General features: G+C 62.7%; 19 protein-coding genes. 12 read left to right on the forward strand and 7 right to left on the reverse strand.

All coding sequences use genetic code 11. The annotated features are described in order from the left end of the window. Positions 1-14: 14 nt before the first annotated feature. The 3 genes from E6B08_RS28245 (at position 15) to E6B08_RS28255 (ending at position 1,446) form a co-directional block, all read left to right on the forward strand. Positions 15-419, forward strand: a complete 405-nt coding sequence (locus tag E6B08_RS28245; protein WP_136916980.1) for a YkgJ family cysteine cluster protein — start codon at positions 15-17, stop codon at positions 417-419. 570 nt (positions 420-989) lie between these two features. Further along, positions 990-1,145 (forward strand): hypothetical protein, encoded by a 156-nt coding sequence (locus E6B08_RS31235; protein WP_238349270.1) that lies wholly within the window; start codon positions 990-992, stop codon positions 1,143-1,145. A gap of 40 nt (positions 1,146-1,185) precedes the next feature. Further along, entirely contained in the window at positions 1,186-1,446 is a 261-nt protein-coding gene (locus tag E6B08_RS28255; protein WP_136916981.1) for a DUF3077 domain-containing protein, read from the forward strand. A 69-nt stretch (positions 1,447-1,515) separates the two neighbouring features. Here E6B08_RS28255 and typA read toward each other — a convergent pair whose 3' ends face one another. Beyond that, positions 1,516-3,336: a translational GTPase TypA gene (typA, locus tag E6B08_RS28260; RefSeq protein ID WP_136916982.1), complete on the reverse strand. Its 1,821-nt coding sequence runs from the start codon at positions 3,334-3,336 to the stop codon at positions 1,516-1,518. A 128-nt stretch (positions 3,337-3,464) separates the two neighbouring features. After that, positions 3,465-4,919: a tRNA uracil 4-sulfurtransferase ThiI gene (gene thiI / locus E6B08_RS28265; protein ID WP_136916983.1), complete on the reverse strand. Its 1,455-nt coding sequence runs from the start codon at positions 4,917-4,919 to the stop codon at positions 3,465-3,467. Between the two features lie 424 nt (positions 4,920-5,343). On the opposite strand from thiI, the gene glnA reads away from it, so the two are divergent. From glnA to ntrC, 4 genes are all read left to right on the forward strand, one after another. Beyond that, entirely contained in the window at positions 5,344-6,750 is a 1,407-nt protein-coding gene (gene glnA, locus E6B08_RS28270; protein ID WP_136916984.1) for a glutamate--ammonia ligase, read from the forward strand. Between the two features lie 306 nt (positions 6,751-7,056). Next, positions 7,057-7,818, forward strand: coding sequence for a gamma subclass chorismate mutase AroQ (aroQ, locus tag E6B08_RS28275; protein WP_238349271.1), 762 nt, complete (start codon positions 7,057-7,059; stop codon positions 7,816-7,818). Between the two features lie 253 nt (positions 7,819-8,071). Next, on the forward strand, positions 8,072-9,157 hold the full coding sequence (gene glnL, locus E6B08_RS28280; protein ID WP_136916986.1) for a nitrogen regulation protein NR(II): 1,086 nt from the start codon (positions 8,072-8,074) through the stop codon (positions 9,155-9,157). Further along, positions 9,154-10,590 carry a nitrogen regulation protein NR(I) gene (gene ntrC / locus E6B08_RS28285; RefSeq protein WP_136916987.1) on the forward strand — a complete coding sequence of 479 codons (1,437 nt, stop codon included), beginning with the start codon at positions 9,154-9,156 and terminating at the stop codon, positions 10,588-10,590. Before glnL ends, ntrC begins: the two co-directional genes overlap by 4 nt. A 298-nt stretch (positions 10,591-10,888) precedes the next feature. On the opposite strand, the gene E6B08_RS28290 is transcribed toward ntrC, so the two are convergent. Beyond that, positions 10,889-11,326, reverse strand: coding sequence for a hypothetical protein (locus E6B08_RS28290; protein WP_136916988.1), 438 nt, complete (start codon positions 11,324-11,326; stop codon positions 10,889-10,891). Here E6B08_RS28290 and trmL point away from each other — a divergent pair. Next, the gene (gene trmL, locus E6B08_RS28295) at positions 11,325-11,786 is read left to right on the forward strand and encodes a tRNA (uridine(34)/cytosine(34)/5-carboxymethylaminomethyluridine(34)-2'-O)-methyltransferase TrmL (protein ID WP_136916989.1); all 462 of its coding nucleotides are present in this window, start codon (positions 11,325-11,327) and stop codon (positions 11,784-11,786) included. The genes E6B08_RS28290 and trmL overlap by 2 nt on opposite strands. An 81-nt stretch (positions 11,787-11,867) precedes the next feature. Here the strand turns inward: trmL and secB are convergent, their stop codons facing one another. Genes secB through E6B08_RS28310 form a run of 3 tightly spaced genes read right to left on the reverse strand, consistent with a single transcriptional unit; the run spans position 11,868 to position 13,063 of the window. Next, on the reverse strand, positions 11,868-12,356 hold the full coding sequence (gene secB / locus E6B08_RS28300; RefSeq protein WP_133324943.1) for a protein-export chaperone SecB: 489 nt from the start codon (positions 12,354-12,356) through the stop codon (positions 11,868-11,870). Positions 12,357-12,393: 37 nt separating this feature from the next. Beyond that, the gene (gene grxC / locus E6B08_RS28305; protein ID WP_003249204.1) at positions 12,394-12,648 is read right to left on the reverse strand and encodes a glutaredoxin 3; all 255 of its coding nucleotides are present in this window, start codon (positions 12,646-12,648) and stop codon (positions 12,394-12,396) included. Between the two features lies 1 nt (position 12,649). After that, positions 12,650-13,063, reverse strand: coding sequence for a rhodanese-like domain-containing protein (locus E6B08_RS28310; protein ID WP_136916990.1), 414 nt, complete (start codon positions 13,061-13,063; stop codon positions 12,650-12,652). A 206-nt stretch (positions 13,064-13,269) separates the two neighbouring features. Between E6B08_RS28310 and gpmI the strand changes: the two genes are divergently transcribed. The 4 genes from gpmI (at position 13,270) to E6B08_RS28330 (ending at position 18,501) form a co-directional block, all read left to right on the forward strand. Next, entirely contained in the window at positions 13,270-14,805 is a 1,536-nt protein-coding gene (gene gpmI / locus E6B08_RS28315; RefSeq protein WP_136916991.1) for a 2,3-bisphosphoglycerate-independent phosphoglycerate mutase, read from the forward strand. Between the two features lie 230 nt (positions 14,806-15,035). Further along, the gene (locus E6B08_RS28320) at positions 15,036-16,325 is read left to right on the forward strand and encodes a murein hydrolase activator EnvC family protein (RefSeq protein WP_136916992.1); all 1,290 of its coding nucleotides are present in this window, start codon (positions 15,036-15,038) and stop codon (positions 16,323-16,325) included. A gap of 80 nt (positions 16,326-16,405) precedes the next feature. Next, positions 16,406-17,725, forward strand: a complete 1,320-nt coding sequence (locus E6B08_RS28325) for a S41 family peptidase (RefSeq protein WP_136916993.1) — start codon at positions 16,406-16,408, stop codon at positions 17,723-17,725. A gap of 8 nt (positions 17,726-17,733) precedes the next feature. After that, complete coding sequence (locus E6B08_RS28330) at positions 17,734-18,501, forward strand: divergent polysaccharide deacetylase family protein (RefSeq protein ID WP_136916994.1); 768 nt, start codon at positions 17,734-17,736, stop codon at positions 18,499-18,501. Between the two features lie 6 nt (positions 18,502-18,507). On the opposite strand, the gene E6B08_RS28335 is transcribed toward E6B08_RS28330, so the two are convergent. After that, positions 18,508-23,181, reverse strand: a complete 4,674-nt coding sequence (locus E6B08_RS28335; RefSeq protein WP_136916995.1) for a dermonecrotic toxin domain-containing protein — start codon at positions 23,179-23,181, stop codon at positions 18,508-18,510. Positions 23,182-23,298 lie beyond the last annotated feature (117 nt).

Here is a 23,298-nt window from a genome sequence, read left to right on the forward strand (position 1 = left end):
CGCCCTATATAACGATGAAAACCACCCTGATCGCCGCCGCCGAAGTCGACAGCCTGGAGACCTGGCAGCGCTACGCCAGCCACATGTGCCACGGCTGCCATTCGACCTGTTGCACCCTGCCGGTGGAGGTGAAGATCAAGGATCTGATCCGCATTGGCGTGGTGGATGAGTTCGAAAAGGACGAGCCACCGAAGAACATCGCCAAACGCCTGCAGAAGGACGGCATCATCGAGCGCTTCAACCAGAAGTCGGGGATCTTCACCCTGACCCGGATGAGCAACGACGATTGCCTGTACCTGGATCGCAAGAGCCGCTTGTGCACGATCTACGACAAGCGCCCGGATACCTGCCGCAACCACCCCAAGGTCGGGCCGCGGCCGGGGTATTGTGCCTATAAGCCCAAGGTGGCAGGGCGGTGATTTGCATTGTGAACGGGTGATGGCCACCGGGCGCATGTCTTGGTTCTGATGCCGTGGCGAACATCGAGCGCCGCCCGCGCGGCGCTCGATCTCATCGCCGCTGAAAATGTCACGGCGAACTCCTGAAACTCACAGCACATTCGGAACTCTCCTACACATGTGCCCTAGCGGCATCAGCCCCCGCGAAATACCCTACAAGCTCTGTCGGCTAGCGTCTGATTGTGGCTGGAAACCTATCTCTCTAGGCTGCCCAGGTCGCTGAACGGTTCAGCGATCGGGTGTGGAAACCCGGCAATTCAACATGATGACTGTCGTCATGACAGCTGTACGCGGGAGGCCTCGGGCCTACCGGGTTTATCATGTGCCTGGTTTTCCACCCCGTGTACAGCTGTCACCCCAATGTGTGGAAACCGAGGGGTGGCACATGAACTACATGGTGCCAATATGACAAAGATCGTCCTCGCTCCACCCCACCACTTCGACCTACCAGACGGCACGACCCTCACCCATGCCATCTGCAAAAACCTTGTCCCCCTCGACTACGTCGTGGTCAACATCACCCACTAGCTGATGATCGCCTACAACCATAGCCACCGCGCCCTTGACGGCATTGCCGATGAGCAGACGCGAGAGACACTGGTAAATGGCCTGCGTGCCGTGCAGCTGGCCTGGGGCCAGGCAGATGCCTTGTCGATCGCCGTGGAGCGTAGCGGAAGCCTGCATTGATCTGCGTCGCTTCCACAACAAGAATCAGGGAGAGGAACCCATGACCGACGACAACAAGACTACCCCAGGCAAAACCTGCTTCTACCAGGGTGAAAAACACAAACAGGCCCTGTTCCAGATCGCCCCCGGCATTCCCTGCCAGCATGCCCGCGAACAAGCGTCCGAACTGATAGGCTGTGTCCGCGACCTCACGCTCAACGCGGTAATGGACAACGACCCACAACAGATCTGGGCCGCGTACTACCTCAGCGCCCTGGCCAAGGCCTTAATGGACGACGCCGAGCTGGGCATGACAGGCTGACCATTACCGCAGACAAACAAAAACGCCCCGGCCTTTCGACCGGGGCGTTTTCATTCAGCCTGAGCTAACTCAGTTCTTGGCTTTCTTGGCAGCGCGGGTACGCTCGCCTTCGTCCAGGATCTTCTTGCGCAGACGGATCGACTTCGGCGTGACTTCGCACAGCTCGTCGTCCTGGATGAATTCCAGGGCCTGTTCCAGGGTGTGGCGAACTGGCGGTACCAGGGCGATGACTTCGTCCTTGCCCGAAGCACGCATGTTGTCGAGCTTCTTGCCTTTGGTCGGGTTCACGCCCAGGTCGTTGTCACGGCTGTTCAGGCCGATGATCTGACCGTTGTAGATCTCCTGGCCGTGTTCAACGAACAGCTTGCCACGCGCCTGCAGGGTCTCCAGCGAGTAGGTCAGTGCCTTGCCGGTCTCGACCGAAACCAGTACGCCGTTGAGGCGGCCAGACATCTGGCCCGACTTCATGGTGTCGTAGCGATCGAAGATCGAGGTCAGGATGCCTGCACCGTTGGTCAGGGTCAGGAACTGGTTACGGAAACCGATCAGACCACGGGCTGGAATGTTGTATTCCAGGCGAACACGGCCCTTGCCATCCGGCACCATGTTGGTCAGGTCGCCTTTACGCAGACCCATCTCTTCCATGACCTTGCCCTGGGATTCTTCAGGGATGTCGATGGTGACGTTCTCGAACGGCTCCTGCTTGACGCCGTCGACTTCGCGGATGATCACTTCAGGACGGCCCACGGCCATCTCGAAGCCTTCACGACGCATGGTTTCGATCAGCACCGACAGGTGCAGCTCACCACGGCCCGAGACCTTGAACTTGTCAGGGGAGTCGGTTTCCTGAACACGCAGAGCAACGTTGTACAGCAGCTCCTTGTCCAGGCGGTCCTTGATGTTACGGCTGGTGACGAACTTGCCTTCTTTACCGCAGAACGGCGAATCGTTGACCTGGAAGGTCATGGAAACGGTCGGCTCGTCAACGGTCAGCGGCTTCATCGCTTCTACCGCATCCGGGGCGCACAGGGTGTCGGAAATGAACAGCTCGTCGAAACCGCTGATGCAGACGATGTCGCCAGCCTGGGCTTCTTCGACGTCGATGCGGTGCAGGCCGTGGTGACCCATCAGCTTGAGGATACGACCGTTACGCTTCTTGCCGTTGGTGTCGATGGCGACGACCGGGGTGTTCGGCTTGACGCGACCACGGGCGATACGGCCAACGCCGATAACACCGAGGAAGCTGTTGTAGTCCAGTGCGGAGATCTGCATCTGGAACGGACCGTCACGGTCAACGCTCGGTGCCGGTACGTTGTCGACGATCGACTGGTACAGCGCGGTCATGTCTTCGCCCATGTCAGTGTGGTCCAGACCGGCGATGCCGTTCAGGGCCGAGGCGTAGACGACTTTGAAGTCCAGCTGTTCATCGGTGGCGCCGAGGTTGTCGAACAGGTCGAAGATCTGGTCCAGAACCCAGTCAGGACGCGCGCCCGGACGGTCGACCTTGTTGATCACGACGATCGGCTTGAGGCCGGCTTCGAAGGCCTTCTTGGTCACGAAGCGGGTTTGCGGCATCGGGCCGTCTTGGGCGTCGACCAGCAGCAGCACGGAGTCGACCATCGACATTACACGCTCAACCTCGCCACCGAAGTCGGCGTGACCGGGGGTGTCGACGATGTTGATGTGGTAGCCGTTCCAGTTGATGGCGGTGTTTTTCGCCAGAATGGTAATGCCGCGCTCTTTTTCCTGGTCGTTGGAGTCCATCACGCGCTCGTCGTTGAGCTCGTTACGCTCCAGGGTGCCGGATTGGCGCAGGAGTTTGTCGACCAGGGTGGTTTTACCATGGTCAACGTGGGCGATGATGGCGATGTTACGCAGATTTTCGATCACAACTGTATCTCGATCAGAGGATTCGGTTGCCGCCTAGTCTAGGCGGCCAATATGTACTGTTTAAGGCTCAGCGGGCCCGGCGGTCGGGAGGGCGATGGCGAATACTGCCGCCATACAACCCCGGCGTCTTATGTCGGACGATAAACACGCACATTGGCATGTCCCTCACTGAGCAGGTGGTGTGCGTGCAAACGGCTCATCACACCCTTGTCGCAATACAGCAGGTACTGGCGATTGCCATCGAGCTGCTTGAACTTGCTGTTGATCGCGTAGAACGGCATGGCCTGGACTTCGATGCCTTCGAGCACCAGAGGTTCGTCCTCCTGGGCATCGGGGTGGCGGATGTCGATGACGATCTGACCGGGCAGGGCCTCGGCCACTTCCTCGATCTCGATGTCCTTGCCCAACTCGTCGATCACGTGGTCGATGGAGATCAGCTTGGCGCGCTCCAGCGCACGCTCAAGTACCTCCATGTCGAACTGCTTCTCTTCGTGCTCCATGCGGTGGCGCTTGGCATGGGTGGTCGGGTTCACCGAGATCACCCCGCAGTACTCCGGCATGTGCTTGGCGAAGTCGGCGGTGCCGATCGCGTAGGCCTGGTCGATGATGTCCTGCTTGTGGCTGGCCAGCAGCGGGCGCAGGACCAGCTTGTCGGTGGCCGAATCGATGATCGACAGGTTCGGCAGGGTCTGGCTGGACACCTGGGAAATCGCCTCGCCGGTGACCAGCGCATCGATCTCGAGGCGGTCGGCCATGCGCGCGGCGGCGCGCAGCATCATGCGCTTGAGGGTCACGCCCATGTAGCTGTTGTCGACCTTGTTGAGAATCTCGCCGACCACTTCCTCGAACGGCACGCTGATGAACAGCACGCGCTGGCTGCTGCCGAACTTCTTCCACAGGTAGTGGGCCACCTCCATCACCCCCAACTCGTGGGCACGGCCACCGAGGTTGAAGAAGCAGAAGTGGGTCATCAGGCCACGGCGCATCATCTGGTAGGCCGCCACGGTGGAGTCGAAGCCGCCGGACATCAGTACCAGGGTCTGCTCCAGGGCGCCCAGCGGGTAGCCGCCGATGCCCTGGTGCTGATTGTGGATCACGTACAGGCGCTGGTCGCGAATCTCGATACGCACCAGGACTTCTGGTGCTTTGAGGTCGATGCCGGCAGCGCCGCACTGCTGGCGCAACTGACTGCCGACATAGCGGTCGACGTCCATCGAGGTGAAATCGTGGTGACCACCGCGCTTGCAGCGCACGGCGAAGCGCTTGCCGGCCAGCAGGTGGCCGAAGTGCTGCTTGCACTTCTCGACGATGTCGTCGAAGTCGCCCAGCGGGTATTCCTCGACCTGCAGGAAGTGGGTGATACCCGGCGTGCAGCTGAGGCGCTCGACCATCTCGCGCTGGACCTTCTCGTCCTCGACGCGGGTGACCACTTCGAGATTGTCCCAGACACCATCGACCGCGAGCTCTGGATCGAGATCCTTGAGCACGACGCGGATGTTCTTGCCGAGCTGGCGGATGAAGCGCTTGCGCACCGGCCGGCTCTTGATGGTGATTTCTGGGAAGACTTTGACGATAAGTTTCATTGGGTTAACAGCGCGCGCAGGGCCTGCCGAAAATGAGGGGCGCGAATTATAGCGGAAATTGCTCAGGTTTTGACCAACTTTTGGTCAGGGCGTTTGAGAGGGATGCCAAAGGGCGGGTTTTACCCTGCCTGTGAGATCGAGCGCCGCGCGGGAGGCGCGATCTCAGGCGCACCACAAAAACCGCGACTCGCACATATTTGGTGCAAAGCCTCAAAGAAACGCCTCCAAAGGGTGCACTTTTTCACGCCGGACGCCGGTCAAATGCCCGCAAACGCCCCCTTTTATCCCGCCCTCGCCATTTTCGGGCACTGGCATGCAATTTGCTCCCTTGTGAGGCAGGTAAGCTTGGCCGACTATCCGCGCCCGGCAACACCCTTTTTCCAGGGCAGCGGCCCACCGCGCTCTCGTTCATCCGGAGGACAACATGTCGAAGTCGGTTCAACTCATCAAAGATCATGACGTTAAGTGGATTGATCTGCGTTTCACGGACACCAAAGGCAAGCAGCACCACGTCACCATGCCGGCTCGCGACGCGCTGGAAGACGACTTCTTCGAAGCTGGCAAGATGTTCGACGGCTCGTCAATCGAAGGCTGGAAAGGCATCGAAGCTTCCGACATGATTCTGCTGCCGGATGACTCCTCCGCCGTGCTGGACCCGTTCACCGAAGAGCCGACCCTGATCCTGGTCTGCGACGTGATCGAGCCGTCCACCATGCAAGGCTACGACCGCGACCCACGCGCCATCGCCAAGCGTGCCGAAGAGTTCCTGAAGTCCACCGGTATCGGTGACACCGTATTCGTCGGCCCGGAGCCTGAGTTCTTCATCTTCGACCAGGTCAAGTTCAAGTCGGACATCTCCGGCTCGATGTTCAAGATCTACTCCGAGCAAGGCTCCTGGATGACCGACCAGGACGTCGAAGGCGGCAACAAGGGCCACCGCCCTGCCGTCAAAGGCGGCTACTTCCCGGTTCCGCCGTGCGACCACGACCACGAAATCCGTACTGCCATGTGCAACGCCATGGAAGAAATGGGCCTGGTCATCGAAGTTCACCACCACGAAGTGGCGACTGCCGGCCAGAACGAAATCGGTGTGAAGTTCAACACCCTGGTCACCAAGGCTGACGAAGTTCAGACCCTGAAGTACTGCGTGCACAACGTAGCCGACGCCTACGGCAAGACCGCGACCTTCATGCCGAAGCCGCTGTACGGCGACAACGGCTCGGGCATGCACGTTCACATGTCGATCTCCAAAGACGGCAAGAACACCTTCTCGGGTGAAGGCTATGCCGGCCTGTCCGACACCGCCCTGTACTTCATCGGCGGTATCATCAAGCACGGTAAGGCCCTGAACGGCTTCACCAACCCGGCCACCAACTCCTACAAGCGTCTGGTTCCAGGTTTCGAAGCCCCGGTAATGCTGGCCTACTCGGCGCGTAACCGTTCGGCCTCGATCCGTATTCCTTACGTTTCCAGCCCGAAAGCCCGCCGTATCGAAGCGCGCTTCCCGGACCCGGCTGCCAACCCGTACCTGTGCTTCGCTGCACTGCTGATGGCCGGCCTGGACGGTATCCAGAACAAGATCCACCCAGGCGATGCCGCCGACAAGAACCTGTACGACCTGCCGCCTGAAGAGGCCAAGGAAATCCCACAGGTTTGCGGTAGCCTGAAGGAAGCCCTGGAAGAGCTGGACAAGGGCCGTGCGTTCCTGACCAAGGGTGGCGTGTTCTCCGACGACTTCATCGATGCCTACATCGAGCTGAAGTCGGAAGAAGAGATCAAGGTCCGCACCTTCGTTCACCCGCTGGAATACGATCTGTACTACAGCGTGTAAGCCAATCGACGGGGTCAACCCGTCGATCTAGGAAAAGGCCTCCCTCGGGAGGCCTTTTTTCGTTCAAAAAACTCAGCTCACACCGGCAGCCTCCGACAATGAAAACTCGCAGGGTAAGCGCTCATTTTTTTCATAGAGCACACCACCATGCGCACCTTAGTTCCCATCACCCTTGTGCTAGCCGCACTTCTGGCTGGCTGCGGCAAAAGCACCGCCGAACCCGGCCAAGTGCGTTCCGAGGTACTCCATCGTGCCACCGCCAGCTGGGATGGCACGCCCTACACGCACTATCCCGAAGGGCAGCCCATGCTGTCGTTGGTGAAAGTCAGCATACCCGCCAACACCACCCTTGACTGGCATTGCCATCAAACCTTCACCCTCGGCTACCTGCAAGAAGGCAAACTCGAGGTGGAAACCACCGGAGGCAAACGGATACGACTGACGGCGGGCGACAGCCTCGCCGAGGTCGTCAACGACGTGCATCGAGGGCATACAGCGGATGAGCCGGCCACGGTGTTGATGTTCCATGCCGGAGCCGATCATCTCACCTTCTCCCAGCGCGAAGCCCAATGCCAGCCACCGGTGGTCGCCAGAGACGAGCCGATGGACACGCTGCTTGCGCAGATCCAGCAGCGCCTGGCAATCGCCGAGGAAATCGCACTGCACAAATGGGATACGGCCCAGGCGGTGCAAGCGGTAGCGCGCGAGCAGCAGGTGCTGACCAACGTTCGTCACAGCGCATGGCGCTATCAACTCGCACCAGAGCGCGCCGCTGACTTCTTCGCTGACCAGATCGAAGCCAACAAGATGGTGCAGTACGGGTTGATCCACCAATGGCAAGCACGCGGCGCAGCCCCTGAAGTGCCCCGCCGCGACCTGTATACGACGCTCAGGCCTCAGCTGGACAGCCTCCAGGACCAGCTACTGAAGAGCCTCGCCAAATTCGAGAACAACTATCGCCCCGATTGCGCCAGCCAGGTGATGGCGAGGATCGAGGGGAAGACGTTGAGCCCGATGCTAAAGCAAGCCATGGTTCGCGCCACCGGCCAGCTGTGTCATAACGACTGAATCCTCTATGCTCTATATTGGTGCATTAAAAAGACCGACGCCCCTCGATGCACCCCAAAAAAGGTCATAAGAAACCCGAAACCAGAAAATTCTGGTCCGAATTTGCGCAGTTGCAGGCCTTTATCGGCAAATTCCGCTTCTTTTCGGAGCCTTGGTTTGTTTCTTGCATTTTCCGGGTATCAGCGGATCCACAGCGCGCCACGCCCTGGCCACGCATTGCCAGGCCGGCGCCAATAGAGGTCAACGACGCCTTATGACCATCAGCGATGCACAGCACCGTCTGCTTCTGGACAACCTGACCACCGCCACGCTCCTGCTCAATGGCGAACTGCGCCTGGAGTACATGAATCCGGCTGCGGAAATGCTTCTCGCCGTCAGCGGCCAGCGCAGCCACGGGCAGTTCATCAGCGAGCTGTTCACCGAATCCACCGAGGCGCTCAACTCGCTGCGCCAGGCGGTGGAACAGGCGCACCCGTTCACCAAGCGCGAGGCGCAACTGACCTCGCTGACCGGGCAGACCATCACCGTCGACTACGCCGTCACGCCGATCCTGCACCAGGGCAATACCCTGCTCCTGCTGGAGGTGCACCCACGCGATCGCCTGCTGCGCATCACCAAGGAAGAAGCCCAGCTGAGCAAGCAGGAAACCACCAAGATGCTGGTGCGCGGCCTGGCCCACGAAATAAAGAACCCGCTCGGCGGCATCCGCGGCGCGGCGCAACTGCTCGCCCGAGAACTGCCCGACGACGGCCTGCGCGACTACACCAACGTGATCATCGAAGAAGCCGACCGCTTGCGTAACCTGGTCGACCGCATGCTCGGCTCGAACAAGCTGCCTTCACTGGCCATGACCAACATCCACGAAGTGCTGGAGCGCGTTTGCAGCCTGGTCGAGGCAGAAAGCCAGGGCTGCATCACTTTGGTGCGTGACTACGACCCAAGCCTGCCGGACGTGCTGATCGACCGCGAGCAGATGATCCAGGCGGTGCTCAACATCGTGCGCAACGCCATGCAGGCGATCAGCTCGCAGAACGAACTGCGGCTGGGTCGCATCTCCTTGCGCAGCCGAGCGGTACGCCAGTTCACCATCGGCCATGTACGCCACCGTTTGGTAGCCCGGGTCGAAATCATCGACAACGGCCCGGGCATTCCTGCGGAACTGCAGGACACCCTCTTCTATCCCATGGTCAGCGGGCGCCCGGACGGTACCGGGCTGGGCCTGGCCATCACCCAGAACATCATTAGCCAGCACCAGGGCCTGATCGAGTGTGAAAGCCACGCAGGGCACACCGCCTTCTCGATCTTCCTGCCCTTGGAACAAGGAGCCACCGCCTCATGAGCCGAAGTGAAACCGTATGGATCGTCGATGATGATCGCTCCATCCGCTGGGTACTGGAAAAAGCCCTGCAACAGGAAGGCATGACCACCCAGAGCTTCGACAGCGCCGATGGCGTGATGGGTCGCCTGGCGCGCCAGCAACCCGACGTGATCATCTCCGATATCCGCATGCCCGGCGCCAGCGGACTCGACCTGCTGGCACAGATCCGCGAGCAGCACCCGCGCCTGCCGGTCATCATCATGACCGCCCATTCCGACCTGGACAGCGCCGTGGCGTCCTACCAGGGCGGCGCGTTCGAGTACCTGCCCAAGCCGTTCGACGTGGACGAAGCGGTGTCGCTGGTCAAGCGTGCCAATCAGCACGCGCAGGAGCAGCAAGGCCTGGATGTACCGCAGAACCTGACCCGCACTCCCGAGATCATCGGTGAAGCACCGGCGATGCAGGAGGTGTTTCGCGCCATCGGCCGCCTCAGCCACTCCAACATCACCGTGCTGATCAACGGTGAGTCGGGGACCGGCAAGGAGCTGGTGGCCCATGCCCTGCACCGCCACAGTCCGCGCTCGGCCTCGCCGTTCATCGCCCTGAACATGGCGGCCATACCCAAGGACCTGATGGAGTCGGAACTGTTCGGCCATGAGAAAGGCGCCTTCACCGGCGCCGCCAACCTGCGCCGCGGGCGTTTCGAACAAGCCGATGGCGGTACGCTGTTCCTCGACGAAATCGGCGACATGCCGGCCGACACCCAGACCCGCCTGCTGCGGGTGCTGGCCGATGGCGAGTTCTATCGCGTCGGTGGCCATGTACCGGTCAAGGTCGACGTGCGGATCATCGCCGCCACCCACCAGAACCTCGAGTCGTTGGTACAGGCGGGCAAGTTCCGTGAGGACTTGTTCCACCGCCTCAACGTGATCCGCATCCACATTCCGCGCCTGGCCGACCGCCGCGAAGACATCCCGGCGCTGGCACGCCACTTCCTCGGCCGCGCCGCCCAGGAGTTGGCAGTGGAGCCCAAGTTGCTGAAGCCGGAAACCGAAGAGTTCATCCGCAACCTGCCATGGCCAGGCAACGTACGCCAGCTGGAGAACACCTGCCGCTGGATCACCGTGATGGCCTCCAGCCGCGAAGTGCTGATCGGCGACCTGCCCCCCGAACTGCTCAACCTGCCGCAGGACGCGGCACCGGTCACAAACTGGGAGCAGGCCCTGCGCCAATGGGCCGATCAGGCCCTTGCCCGTGGCCAGTCGAACCTGCTCGACAGCGCAGTGCCCAGCTTCGAGCGGATCATGATCGAGACCGCGCTCAAGCATACCGCCGGCCGTCGGCGCGATGCGGCGCTGCTGCTGGGCTGGGGGCGCAACACCCTCACCCGCAAGATCAAGGAACTGGGCATGAACGTGGACGGCGCAGACGATGACGAAGGTGACGATCACTGATCATCAGTCCAACCGTTGAGATCCTGGGGCCGCTTTGCGGCCCCAGTCGTTTCTGCCCTTTCGTGCACCGATGTTGTGCTGCGCGCACCCCGCGAAGGCATAAATCCCCTCAAAAGCCGGCCAAATCACCCGCAAACGCACTGTTTACGGGGTTTTCAAAGTTGGCACGCCACCTGCAATAAGTACTGTATCTCCAGTTTTGGGGGCCTCGGTACAGGCAGGCCGGGTGAACCCCCCTTTTATTCGCGGTAATGCAGTTTTGGGGACCTCGGTACAGGCAGGCCGGGAATCCCCTCTTTTATTCGTGCAGCCTCACCTGCACACGCCAACGCCCAGCGTCCTCTGCACCGGCCCACTCGCCGTGCAGGGGACGCGCGGCAACCACCGTCAGCAACAACCCCTCTTTGCTCTTGCGCAGTTGCCAAGCGACCGGCTTGCCCTGCAGGTCGAGCTGACCGCGTTGTACCTTGCCCTCGGCCTCGAACAGCAGCGCCACGGTACCTTCCACGTTTTCGCCATGCAGCTTGGGTTGTTCGTTGAACCACAGGTCCAGGCCGTCCTGCACGACCGCTATCTGTTCCAATACGCGCTCTTCAGGCGCGGTCAGGCGGCCGATCATCAAACCCACCAGCATCCCGAAAATAGCCAGCGAGAACAGCACACGCGGCCAAGCCTTCGAACGCTCGTCCGGTTCGAGGGTAGAATGCTCGTCATCTTCACGCTTGGAGCCGTGCATGTTTCACGTCATCCTTTTTCAACCAGAAATTCCGCCGAATACCGGCAACATCATCCGCCTCTGCGCCAACAGCGGTTGCGACCTGCACTTGATCGAGCCGATCAGTTTCGAGCTGGACGACAAGCGCCTGCGCCGCGCCGGGCTGGACTATCACGAGTATGCCACGCTCAAGCGCCACGAAAGCCTGGCCGGATGCCTGGAAAGCCTGGGCAACCCGCGCCTGTTCGCCTTCACCACCAAAGGCTCGCATCCCTTCCACGAAACCGCCTACCAACCGGGGGATGCTTTCCTCTTCGGGCCAGAGAGCCGCGGCCTCCCCGCCGAGGTGCTGGACAGCCTGCCGGCGGAGCAACGCCTGCGCCTGCCGATGCGGCCCGGCTGCCGCAGCTTGAACCTGTCCAATACCGTGGCGGTGACGGTGTACGAGGCGTGGCGGCAGAACGGGTTTGCCGGGAGTTGATCTGCTGCCTGTGCCCGCGAAGAGGCCGGCACAGGCAACAAAAAAGCGCCCCGAAGGGCGCTTTTCTCATTGCCGTGGCAATCACTGCACGGTCGGCGCTTCGCCCGCTTCCTGCATGCGCTGCATTTCTTGCGCATACAGGGCGTCGAAGTTGACCGGCGACAGCATCAGTGCCGGGAACGAACCACGGGTCACCAGGCTGTCCAGGGTTTCACGGGCATAGGGGAACAGGATGTTCGGGCAGAACGCACCGAGGGTGTGGCTCATCGAAGCCGCGTCGAGGTTCTTGATCAGGAAGATACCCGCCTGCTGCACTTCGGCGATGAAGGCCACTTCGTCAGCATTCTTGACGGTAACCGACAGGGTCAGGACCACCTCGTGGAAGTCGCCTTCCAGGGCCTTCTGCTTGGTGTTCAGGTCCAGCGCGACGCTCGGCTCCCACTGCTGGCGGAAGATCTGAGGGCTCTTCGGCGCTTCGAACGACAGGTCGCGCACGTAGATGCGCTGCATGGAGAACTGTGGGCTGTTGTCTTCTTCGGTAGCAGCGCCGTTGGTCTGTTGGTCAGTCATGGCAGATCCTTATCCTAATGTTGTTCAATGCAGAAATTCAGGCCGCCAGCAGCGCGTCGAGCTTGCCGGCGCGCTCCAGGGCATAGAGGTCATCGCATCCACCGACGTGCGTGCTGCCGATCCAGATCTGCGGCACCGATGTACGGCCGGCTTTCTGGCTCATCTCGGCACGAACCTGCGGTTTGCCGTCGACCTTGATTTCCTCGAACGCAACGCCCTTGCTCTCGAGCAGGTACTTGGCGCGCATGCAGTAGGGGCAGTAGTCGCTGGAATAGACGATGACAGGCTTCATATCACTTCACCAAAGGCAGGTTATCGGCTTTCCAGCTGGAAACACCACCGCTGAGCTTGGCAGCGGTGTAGCCAGCCTTGAGCAGTTCGCGGCAGATGGTGCCGGACTGCTGGCCCATCGCGTCGACGACGATCAGGGTCTTCTCTTTGTGCTTTTCCAGCTCGGTCATGCGGTTGACCAGCTTGTCCTGCGGGATGTTCAGCGCGCCGACGATGTGACCGGCGGAGTATTCCTTGGCCGGGCGGATGTCGATGACCAGGGCCTTCTCGGCGTTGACCAGTGCGGTCAGCTGGCCATTGCTCAGGCTCTGGCCGCCACGGCGGACTTCATTGACGAGCAGCAGGACCAGCAGAACAACGAAAATCGCGACCAGGATGTAGTGATCTGTCGCGAATTGAATCAGGTGAGCAACCATCAGCGGTGTTCCAGGCGATTGAAAATGCCGGCCAGTATACACAGCCCCCCAGTGCCACCAAAGCCCGACGGGCAGGCGGCAAAGGTACCTTCATGTTGCCAGGTTGCCCGCGCTGGTCGGGCGCAGGGACGAATATTCGCCGTTGCTGGCGTAAATGCCCTAAAATGCGTGTCTTTATCATCTTTGAACAACCGTGAGTTTGATTGATGACGAGTACGCCCAAACCCCTGGTCCTGATCATCCTGGATGGATTCGGCCATAGCGAAAGCCCCGAATACAACGCCATCTACGCCGCCAACACACCGGTCTACGACCGCCTGCGCGCCAGCCAGCCGCATGGCCTGATTTCCGGTTCAGGCATGGATGTCGGCCTGCCGGACGGGCAAATGGGCAACTCCGAAGTCGGTCACATGAACCTCGGCGCCGGCCGGGTCGTCTACCAGGACTTCACCCGCGTGACCAAGTCCATCCGTGACGGCGAGTTCTTCCACAACCCGGTGCTCACCGACGCGGTGGACAAGGCCGCCGGTGCCGGCAAGGCCGTGCACATCCTTGGCCTGCTCTCCGACGGCGGCGTGCACAGCCACCAGGACCACCTGGTCGCCATGGCCGAGCTGGCCGCCCAGCGTGGTGCCGAGAAGATCTACCTGCATGCCTTCCTCGACGGCCGCGATACCCCGCCGCGCAGCGCCCAGTCGTCCATCGCGCTGCTCGACGCGACCTTCGCCAAGCTCGGCAAGGGCCGCATCGCCAGCCTGATCGGCCGCTACTACGCTATGGACCGCGACAACCGCTGGGACCGCGTCAGCGCAGCCTACAACCTGATCGTCGACAGCGCTGCCGACTATAGCGCCGATAGCGCGCTGGCCGGCCTTGAAGCCGCCTACGCCCGCGACGAGAGCGACGAGTTCGTCAAGGCCACCCGCATCGGCGAAGCCGTGAAGGTCGAGGATGGCGACGCCGTGATCTTCATGAACTTCCGCGCCGACCGCGCCCGCGAACTGTCGCGCGTGTTCGTCGAGCCCGACTTCAACGAGTTCCCACGCGCACGCCTGCCCAAGCTTGCGGCCTACATCGGCCTGACCCAGTACTCGGCAAAGATCCCGGCACCGGCGGCATTCGCCCCGGCCAGCCTGAACAACGTGCTCGGCGAGTACCTGGCGAAAAACGGCAAGACCCAGCTGCGCATCGCCGAGACCGAGAAGTACGCCCACGTCACCTTCTTCTTCTCCGGTGGGCGTGAAGAGCCGTTCGAAGGCGAAGAACGCATCCTGATCCCTTCGCCGAAAGTCGCCACCTACGATCTGCAGCCGGAGATGAGCGCGCCGGAAGTCACCGACCGCATCGTCGAGGCCATCGAACAGCAGCGCTACGACGTGATCGTGGTCAACTACGCCAACGGCGACATGGTCGGCCACACCGGCGTGTTCGACGCTGCGGTCAAGGCCGTCGAGGCCCTGGATAGCTGCGTCGGGCGCATCGTCACGGCGCTGGACAAGGTCGGCGGCGAAGCGCTGATCACCGCCGACCACGGCAACGTCGAACAGATGGAAGACGAATGCACAGGCCAGGCGCATACCGCGCACACCACCGAGCCGGTGCCGTTCATCTATGTCGGCAAACGCCCGGTCAAGGTCCGCGAAGGCGGCGTCCTGGCCGACGTGGCACCGACCATGCTCAAGCTGCTGGGGCTCGAGAAGCCAGCGGAAATGACCGGCACCTCCATCCTGGTCGACGCCTGAACCCTCGGGCAGGGGCCGCGTTGCGGCCCTTCGCGGGCAAGCCCGCGCCCACCGGCCCGGTGACACAACCCGTACCTGTGGGAGCGGGCTTGCCCGCGAAGGGCTGCAAAGCAGCCCCAGTTGTAGATGAATTCCAGACAAACGCCCCGCTGCACCCGCAGCGAGGCGTTTTTTTTGCCGGCCCAGCCGGGCATACTAGGTCGATCTCCATCCTCGGTACCCCCAACCCCATGCTTCGCGCCCTGATCCTCCTCGCCTTGTCATGCCTGCTCAGCCCGGCTTTCGCCGATGAGCGCGCACAGACCCAGCAACAACTGGACGCCACCCGCCAGGACATCGCCGAGCTCAAGAAAACCCTGGGCAAGCTCCAGGAAGAGAAGTCCGGCGTACAAAAGGACCTCAAGGCCACCGAGACCGACATCGGTAACCTCGAAAAGCAGGTGGAGGCGTTGCAGCAAGAACTAAAAAAGACCGAGGGCGATCTGGAGCGCCTTGATACCGAGAAAAAAAAACTCCAGAGCGCCCGCGTTGAACAACAGCGACTGATCGCCATCCAGGCCCGTTCGGCCTACCAGAACGGCCGCGAGGAATACCTCAAGCTGCTGCTCAACCAGCAGAATCCCGAGAAATTCGCCCGCACCCTGACCTACTACGACTACCTCAGCAAGGCGCGCCTCGAACAACTGCGCGCCTTCAACGAGACCCTGCGCCAGTTGGCCAGCGTCGAGCAGGACATCGGCCGCCAGCAGGAACAACTGCTGACCCAGCGCGCCGACCTCGACAGCCGTCGCCAGGCCCTCGACGCCGAACGCGCCAAGCGCCAGCAGGTCCTGGCCAAGCTCAACAGCGACATGAAGGACCGCGACCAGAAGCTGCAAGCCCGCGAGCAGGACCAGGCCGACCTGTCCAAGGTACTCAAGACCATCGAGGAAACCCTCGCCCGCCAGGCCCGCGAAGCCGAAGAAGCCCGCAAGAAGGCCCTTCTGGCCCAGCAGGAGGCGGAAAAACGCCGTCAGCAGGAGGCCTTGGCCGCGCGTGATGCCGCCGATACCGAGCCACCGAAAAAGGCCCGCACCACCCTTGGCCCGCTGGTTTCCAGCGACGGCGCAAGCTATGGCGGGGCATTTTCTGCAGCACGCGGAAAACTTCCATGGCCAGTCAATGGTCGATTGCTGGCGCGCTTCGGTGATTCGCGCGGCGGCGATGCCCGCGCCAAGTGGGACGGCGTGATGATCAGCGCCAGCCCCGGCACCCAGGTGCGCGCCGTGCACGGCGGGCGCGTGGTGTTCGCCGACTGGTTGCGCGGCGCCGGTCTTCTGGTCATTCTCGACCACGGCAATGGTTACCTGAGCCTGTATGGCCACAACCAGAGCCTGCTCAAGAGCGCCGGTGACATCGTCAAGGCCGGCGAAGCCATCTCCACCGTTGGCGACAGCGGGGGCCAGGACAGCGCAGGCTTGTACTTCGCCATTCGCCAGCAGGGTCGGCCGACCGACCCTTCGCAATGGTGCCGAGGCTAAATCCAATTTGTCCGGTGTAGCGCCTGGCGCTGCACCGATGCTCCGCAGGGAGCGCCTACAGGATCAGGAGTTCGTTCGACATGCTGCACTCGCCTCGCCTCACCCAGCTGGCCCTGACCATCGCCCTCGTGGTCGGTGCGCCCCTGGCCATCGCCGCCGAGTCGGCGGCGGTCAAGCCTGCCGCATCGCCGGCGACCGAGGCCGCCAAGGCACCGCTGCCGCTCGAAGAGCTGCGCACCTTCGCCGAGGTCATGGACCGCATCAAGGCCGCCTACGTCGAGCCCGTGGATGACAAGACCCTGCTGGAGAACGCCATCAAGGGCATGCTCAGCAACCTCGACCCCCACTCGGCCTACCTCGGCCCCGAAGACTTCCAGGAGCTGCAGGAAAGCACCAGCGGCGAATTCGGCGGGCTGGGCATCGAAGTGGGCCAGGAAGACGGCTTCATCAAGGTGGTGTCGCCGATCGACGACACCCCGGCTTCGCGTGCCGGCGTCCAGGCCGGTGACCTGATCGTCAAGATCAACGGCGCGCCGACCCGTGGCCAGAGCATGACCGAGGCGGTCGACAAGATGCGCGGCAAGGTCGGCGAGAAGATCACCCTGACCCTGGTCCGCGACGGCGGCACGCCGTTCGACGTGACCCTCGCCCGCGCGGTGATCCAGGTCAAGAGCGTGAAGAGCCAGCTGCTGGAGAACGACTACGGCTACATCCGCATCACCCAGTTCCAGGTCAAGACCGGCGAGGAAGTCGGCAAGGCCCTGGCCAAGCTGCGCAAGGACAACGGCAAGAAGCTGCGCGGGGTGATCCTCGACCTGCGCAACAACCCCGGCGGCGTGCTGCAGTCGGCGGTCGAAGTGGCCGACCACTTCCTGACCAAGGGCCTGATCGTCTACACCAAGGGCCGTATCGCCAACTCCGAGCTGCGCTTCTCGGCAGACCCGGCCGACGCCAGCGAAGGCGTGCCGCTGGTGGTGCTGATCAACGGCGGCAGCGCCTCGGCCTCGGAAATCGTCGCCGGCGCCCTGCAGGACCAGAAACGCGCCGTGCTCATGGGTACCGACAGCTTCGGCAAAGGCTCGGTGCAAACCGTGCTGCCGCTGGCCAACGACCGTGCGCTGAAGCTCACCACCGCGCTGTACTTCACCCCCAATGGCCGGTCGATCCAGGCCCAGGGCATCGTCCCCGACATCGAAGTGCGCCCGGCCAAGCTGACCGCCGAAGCCGATACCGAAAACTTCAAGGAAGCCGACCTGCAGGGCCACCTGGGCAACGGCAACGGCGGCGCCGACCGCCCGACCGGCAGCAGCAAGCGCAAGGAACGCCCACAGGACGATGACTTCCAGCTGAGCCAGGCCCTGAGCCTGCTCAAGGGCCTGAACATCACCAAGGGCGACTGAACCTGCCCATGCGTTCTCTGCTGTGTCTGCTGGTCTGCCTGTTGGCCGGCGTCGCGCAAGCGGCGCCGGCCAACAAGGCCTACCTAAGCATCGTCATCGACGACCTGGGCCAGAACACCGAACGTGACAGCCGCACCTTGGCCCTGCCGGGCCCGGTGACCATGGCCATCATGCCCGACACCCCGCATGCCACCGACTTTGCCCGCCAGGCCCACAAGGCCGGGCGTACGGTGATCCTGCACATGCCCATGGACCCGGCCACCGGCCCCTACGCCTGGCACCCCGACCTGCCGCTCGAAGAACTGGCCCGGCGCCTGGACGCGGCGCTGGCCAAGGTGCCGTACGTGGCCGGCATCAACAACCACATGGGCAGCCGCATGACCGCCCAGCGCGAACCCATGGCCTGGCTGATGGGCGAGTTGCAACGCCGCCACCTATTTTTCGTCGACAGCCGTACCAGCGCCGCCACGGTCGCGGCGGCCGAAGCCCAGGCACACGATCTTGCCCATGTCTCGCGGGACGTGTTCCTGGATGACGAGCGCACGCCAGAGGCAATCAGCGGCCAACTGCACAAGGCCGTCGAATTGGCGCGGCGCCAGGGCTCGGCCGTGGTCATTGGCCACCCCTACCCACAAACGCTGCAGGTACTGGAACAGGAAATCCCCCGCCTCAAGGCCCAGGGCATCGTCCTGATCGGCCTGCGGCAGATGATTGCCGAACGCAGCAACCAGGCCATGCCAGCCCATGGCCGGCATGGCCGCTACAGCAACCGCTGAGCTCCGTCAGTCGAAGGGGATGATGCCGATCGCCTGCTCCAGGGTCAGCTTGCCGCGATGCACACGGTAGCCAGGCCCGCCCTCCTCCCGACCACTGAGGCGGCGCTGGCTCCAGGTCTTCAGATGACCCTGGGTGAAGTCGCGGGCCAGCGCATCGGCAGATGCCATGTGGAAGTGCGCGACCCACAGAGCACGCCCGGACGTCGCCCCCGGCTGCGCCAGGCGCATGATCTTGTACTCATCGAAGGTGCTGCCGTTAGCCATGAGCTTTCTTGGCGGTACGTATTCCACCCGGAGCAACCGCTGCTCGTGCAAGAACCGTAACGCTTCGGCGTTCGGGTAGCGGGTGTCGGTGTAGAGCGCGGTCAGGCGCAGGTTCTTTTCCGATCGCAGCCGGTCGGAGGCGGCTTCCACGCTACGGACCAGGGCCGGGCTTGCATCCTGCTTGCCCAAGGACACCGCAACCCGACCGAGCTTGTCGATCTGCTGGTCGAACAGACCAGCAAGTAAGCTCCCCTTGATGTCGTTCCTGACATATTCGTCCGCCTTGACCAGAAGCTGCTCATTTTCTTCCAGCAGGGTCAGCACCCGAGCCGCCGTAGCGGCGGGCAGCGTCTGTGGGGCAGACGCCGGTGCGCTATGACGTTCCTGCCACTGCCCATCGCGCCAATCGAACGATGCCAGTACCGCGTCACGGAAGGGCTCGCGAACCTCCACCACCGCTTGCCCATCGATGATCCGCTCGTTGCCGATGAGTATCTGCCCAGCGTCATTGCGCACCGCTCTCTGCGGCTCGCTGGACACGGCATAGGGTATTCGCCGGCTGGGAACACTTGCCCCCTCTTGTACCTTGATCGCTTCGACCAGGCGCCTGCCGGCGTCCATCTTGAGTTTCTCCAGATGAACCCTATAGCGCTCGAGCATCGAAGCCTCGATCAACGCCCCCCCTTCCTTGGCGATCCGCGCACTGTTGAGCAAGGCCGCAGCGTACTCGTCCCAGGCCTCTTGCAGGATGGAAATCCGATCTTCGACCGGCAGGTTGGCAAAGTCCAGCTGCCCATGCGCTTCTGCCGCGCTGCGCAACGCCACGCCTGCCAGCTCGGCGCGATACACGGCGAGATTAGCGTTGCCCTCGACGACATCCAGACGCAAGGCCAGCTCCGCGAGGCTCAATGCCTGGTGGAATCGGAACTGAACCGAACCTGGGGCTCGCGAAGCGATAAGCGAATCCACCGTGCGCACGCCCGGGTCGCCCGGGAGGCTCACGTCCAGATCACCGGGCGCTTCGGCCAACGCCTCATCCAACAGCTCATAGGCTTTGAGCATCCGGTCCTGGATGGCCGCCACTCCTTCGAGCTTGTCGCGGAATGCGTGGTAGTCGTCCAGATACTGCCCCAAGGGCTGCCCGTCGAGCGTTGCCTGCATTCGCGATATCCGCGCATAGTCCGCCAACTGCCAGAGTTCATTGAGCACGAAGTCGGCATTGCGGATTAGGCTGACCTGAACCTTGCGCTTCTGCTTGGGCAGCACGTTTTCCCACCCCTGGCGACGGGCGTTGGTGAATTTGGGCTCGAACATGATCTCGAGGGTCGCCAGCAATTCTCTGTCCGCTTCCAGCGATTCTTCGAGGGGTGCGATAGCCTGGAGACGCATGCCGAGCATCTGTGCCTGCCATTGGGCGGCACGCGCATCGTAGCGTTCGATGATCGCCTTGGTTTTGTCCCACTCATCCCCTGCGGCCAACGCGTCCAGCTTGGCCTGCTCGCGGGTCCGTAGCGTGCCTAGTTGCACGATTTTTTCTTGCAACACGTTCACTTCGTTGCCGACTGCGACGAAACGGGCCGTCGCCTCGTTGGCCTGGACAGCGAGCCTGTCGACAGCCATGCGCAGGCCGACGAAGCGTTCGGCAAGCTTCGCCCGCGTGTCGCCACGCGGCATGCCGCCGATCAGCCGTAGTGTCGAGTCGACCCGCCAGGCGCCTTGGGCGTAGGTCAACCTCGGGCCTTGCCCTCCTTTGCCATCGAGTACCCACACACCGCCGGCCTCGACACTGACGGGGTAGATATCGCCGCCCATGGGCGCGTACCAGTGCCCATCGACCGAATACAAGCCCGCCGCATCGCCTGTGACCTGCCGGGCCGTTTGCCCGAGCGATACCTCTGAGCGCATGGCCAACAGGGCCTTGCGCTGCATCGGTGGCAGCCAGTTGAAACCCTGGTTGCCACGCCATGAAAGGTCCAGCTGGCGGTTGGGCAATGCCGCCAAGTCGCCAACCGCAGCCGGCTCGAGAAGGTGCGGCACGACCGATACTTCGCCGAAAGCGCCACGCTGCGCGACAGGCTGCTCGAACGCCAGGGGGTCCGCCTGCACCCCTGGCGAACTTGGCTGCAGACGCGGCTGCCGGGCATGCAGCAGGACCATCCCGAGGTTGAGCAGCAGATCGGCGATCGCGGCGCTACGCCCGAATCCGCTGCCTTGTTCAAGTGCCGTCAGGTCGTTTTGCAGCGACGTCAGCAATTGTGCGAGCCAGGCAATACTGGCAACCGGCCCACGCAAGGCCAGGGTCACCACGTCGAACAACAGCCAGGCACCTTCACTGAGGGTGTCCCAGCGCCGCTGCGCATTCGAGGTGGACTGCAGGGCCGCCAACTCGACCAGTAGAGCGCGATTGGCCTCGTAGAGCTGGGCGTCGATATCGCCAGACCAGAACTGCGGGTCGATGATCGGCGGTTGCGGCTTCTCCGGCAGGTCATAGGGGTCGATGCCAAGGTGGGCGACATGCGGCTCACGAAAACCGCCGTGGTCATAGATGCCACGTACCTCGGGCTGCATCCAGTCGAGCAGGCTCGCTTGCAGCAGGTCCGATGCCTGGATGTGTTCGAGCAGTTGTTCCAGGCTGGCATACTCGCGGAGCGTGTCCTGCGCGTACAGTGGGCGATACAACAGCACCAGTGCGGGCTCGACACTGCACAGCAAATACATGCCTTGTACGCTGTCCAGAAGGCTGGACTGGGGCTGACGCCGAAACGCCAGCGCTGCCAAGGCCAGGCGTGGCGCCAGCGGATCGACCTGACCGGCGCAGAACTCCGACACGCATTGCAAGCCTGCTTCACTGACCTTGCCATCGAGCCTTGCCGATAACGCACTGAAGCGCAATGCACTGCGCCACTCCCGGCTAAACCTGGCCAGACGATACGGGCGCTGACCTGGGTCGTTCAGTGCTTGGGTTACGTAGCCTGGGTAACTGCCGCCGATATCCACCCGACTGACCAGTGTCTTGACGGCCTCGGCGTCCAGCCAGGACGGCAAGTTTCGGCCAGCGGCGTGGCGGATGCCCCGGATCGCGGCGCCGCTGAGCGCACCCAGCTTGCCAATGGCGAAGCGTGTCAAGGTCAATTCCCCCTCGATGGCCAGCGCCTCCCCACCCCCGGCGCCCACCCCAGCCCCTCCCGGCATGCCACGGGCGACGGCGAATTCCAGCAACAGGTCATCGGGCGAGGAAACGTCGCCATGATCGAGCTGCATCTGCTCGCTCAGCCGCTGGCAGCTGAAATCGTGCAAGCTCTGAATACCGTCCAACGCCCCTCCCTCCCCGGCATCCAGCTGGTCGACCGCCAGCTGCAGCAACGCGGTGTGGCAGGCGAAGCCATGCCTGGCCTGGTTCTGGAGCATTCCCGGCGGCGCCTTCACCGCCGGGGTTTCGTCGAGATAGCCGCCCAGCCACTGGGCGGGGTCGCTCAACTGCGCGAAGAGGCGCTCCAGCGCCGGGACATCGGCCAACTGCGTAAAGCGCACCTTGTCGACCCTGTCGAACAGGCTTTCCAGCAACAGTGCAGTCTGCTGGGCGAACGCATTTCCCTCGATGGGATAACGCTGCCAGGACATTTCATCGAAGCGGTAGCGCTGCGCCAGCTCATCGCGCAGGGCCAAGGCGAAGGCCGGCCACGAGGCGAAACTGCGCACCCTGCCTGACGGCGCGCACCACAGGATGACCTGCCGCTCATCCCACTCCCCGGTCACCAGCAGCGCGCATTGGAGCTCATCCCAGGTCCCGGCACTGGTGACCAGTCGCACCCGCACCAGACTCACCGGCGGCTGGTCGGTGCCTGCGCGGATCAGCCCGCGCAGGCAGGCCTGCTCCTGGTCATCGAGGCCCTGCAAGGGCAGGCCACGCAACAGCGCGGTCTTGAGCAGTAATTGCAGCCACTGGTCGCGGCTGACGCCTGCACTTCCCTGCGCATTCCAGTAGTCGAGCTGCGCCTGACAGAAGCACGCCGAAAGGCGCTCGATCAATTCGTTCAAGGCGCCGCTGACGCCCTGCAGCGGCCGGGTATCGAGCTGACTGTCGGAGCCGGCGAAGCGAAATGGCGCCCGCAAGCCCAAGTTGTGATGGCGCCCATCCAAAGGCTCAAGGTCGACCGACTGGCTGTCGAGCAGGGCCTGCAGAATCCGCTCGACCAGCGGCTGCGTGGTCCAATAAGGCGTCGATGGGTCTGGGCTATCCAGCGTGATGGCGTCGGCCGAGGTCAGTGTGGGCTGCACGGAGGCGAGCCAGGGCAGCTCGACCAACAGTACCTGGAGCAGCGCGTCGCTCACCACCTCTCGCAAGGTGGGGCGATCGGCGAACTGCACGGCAACGGCGCGTTTGAAATCGAAAACCGGGGTGTTGGAACTGGACATGCATCAGCCTTCCTGTGGAATGAACCGGAAGGCTTGCGCAATCGCGTACGACGCGGGCGCTACATAATGCACACATGCCACGTGGCCCTGCCTGGCTGGCAGGGCCACGCGCGCCAC

Source organism: Pseudomonas putida (assembly GCF_005080685.1).
GTDB classification, from domain to species: Bacteria; Pseudomonadota; Gammaproteobacteria; order Pseudomonadales; family Pseudomonadaceae; genus Aquipseudomonas; species Aquipseudomonas putida_V.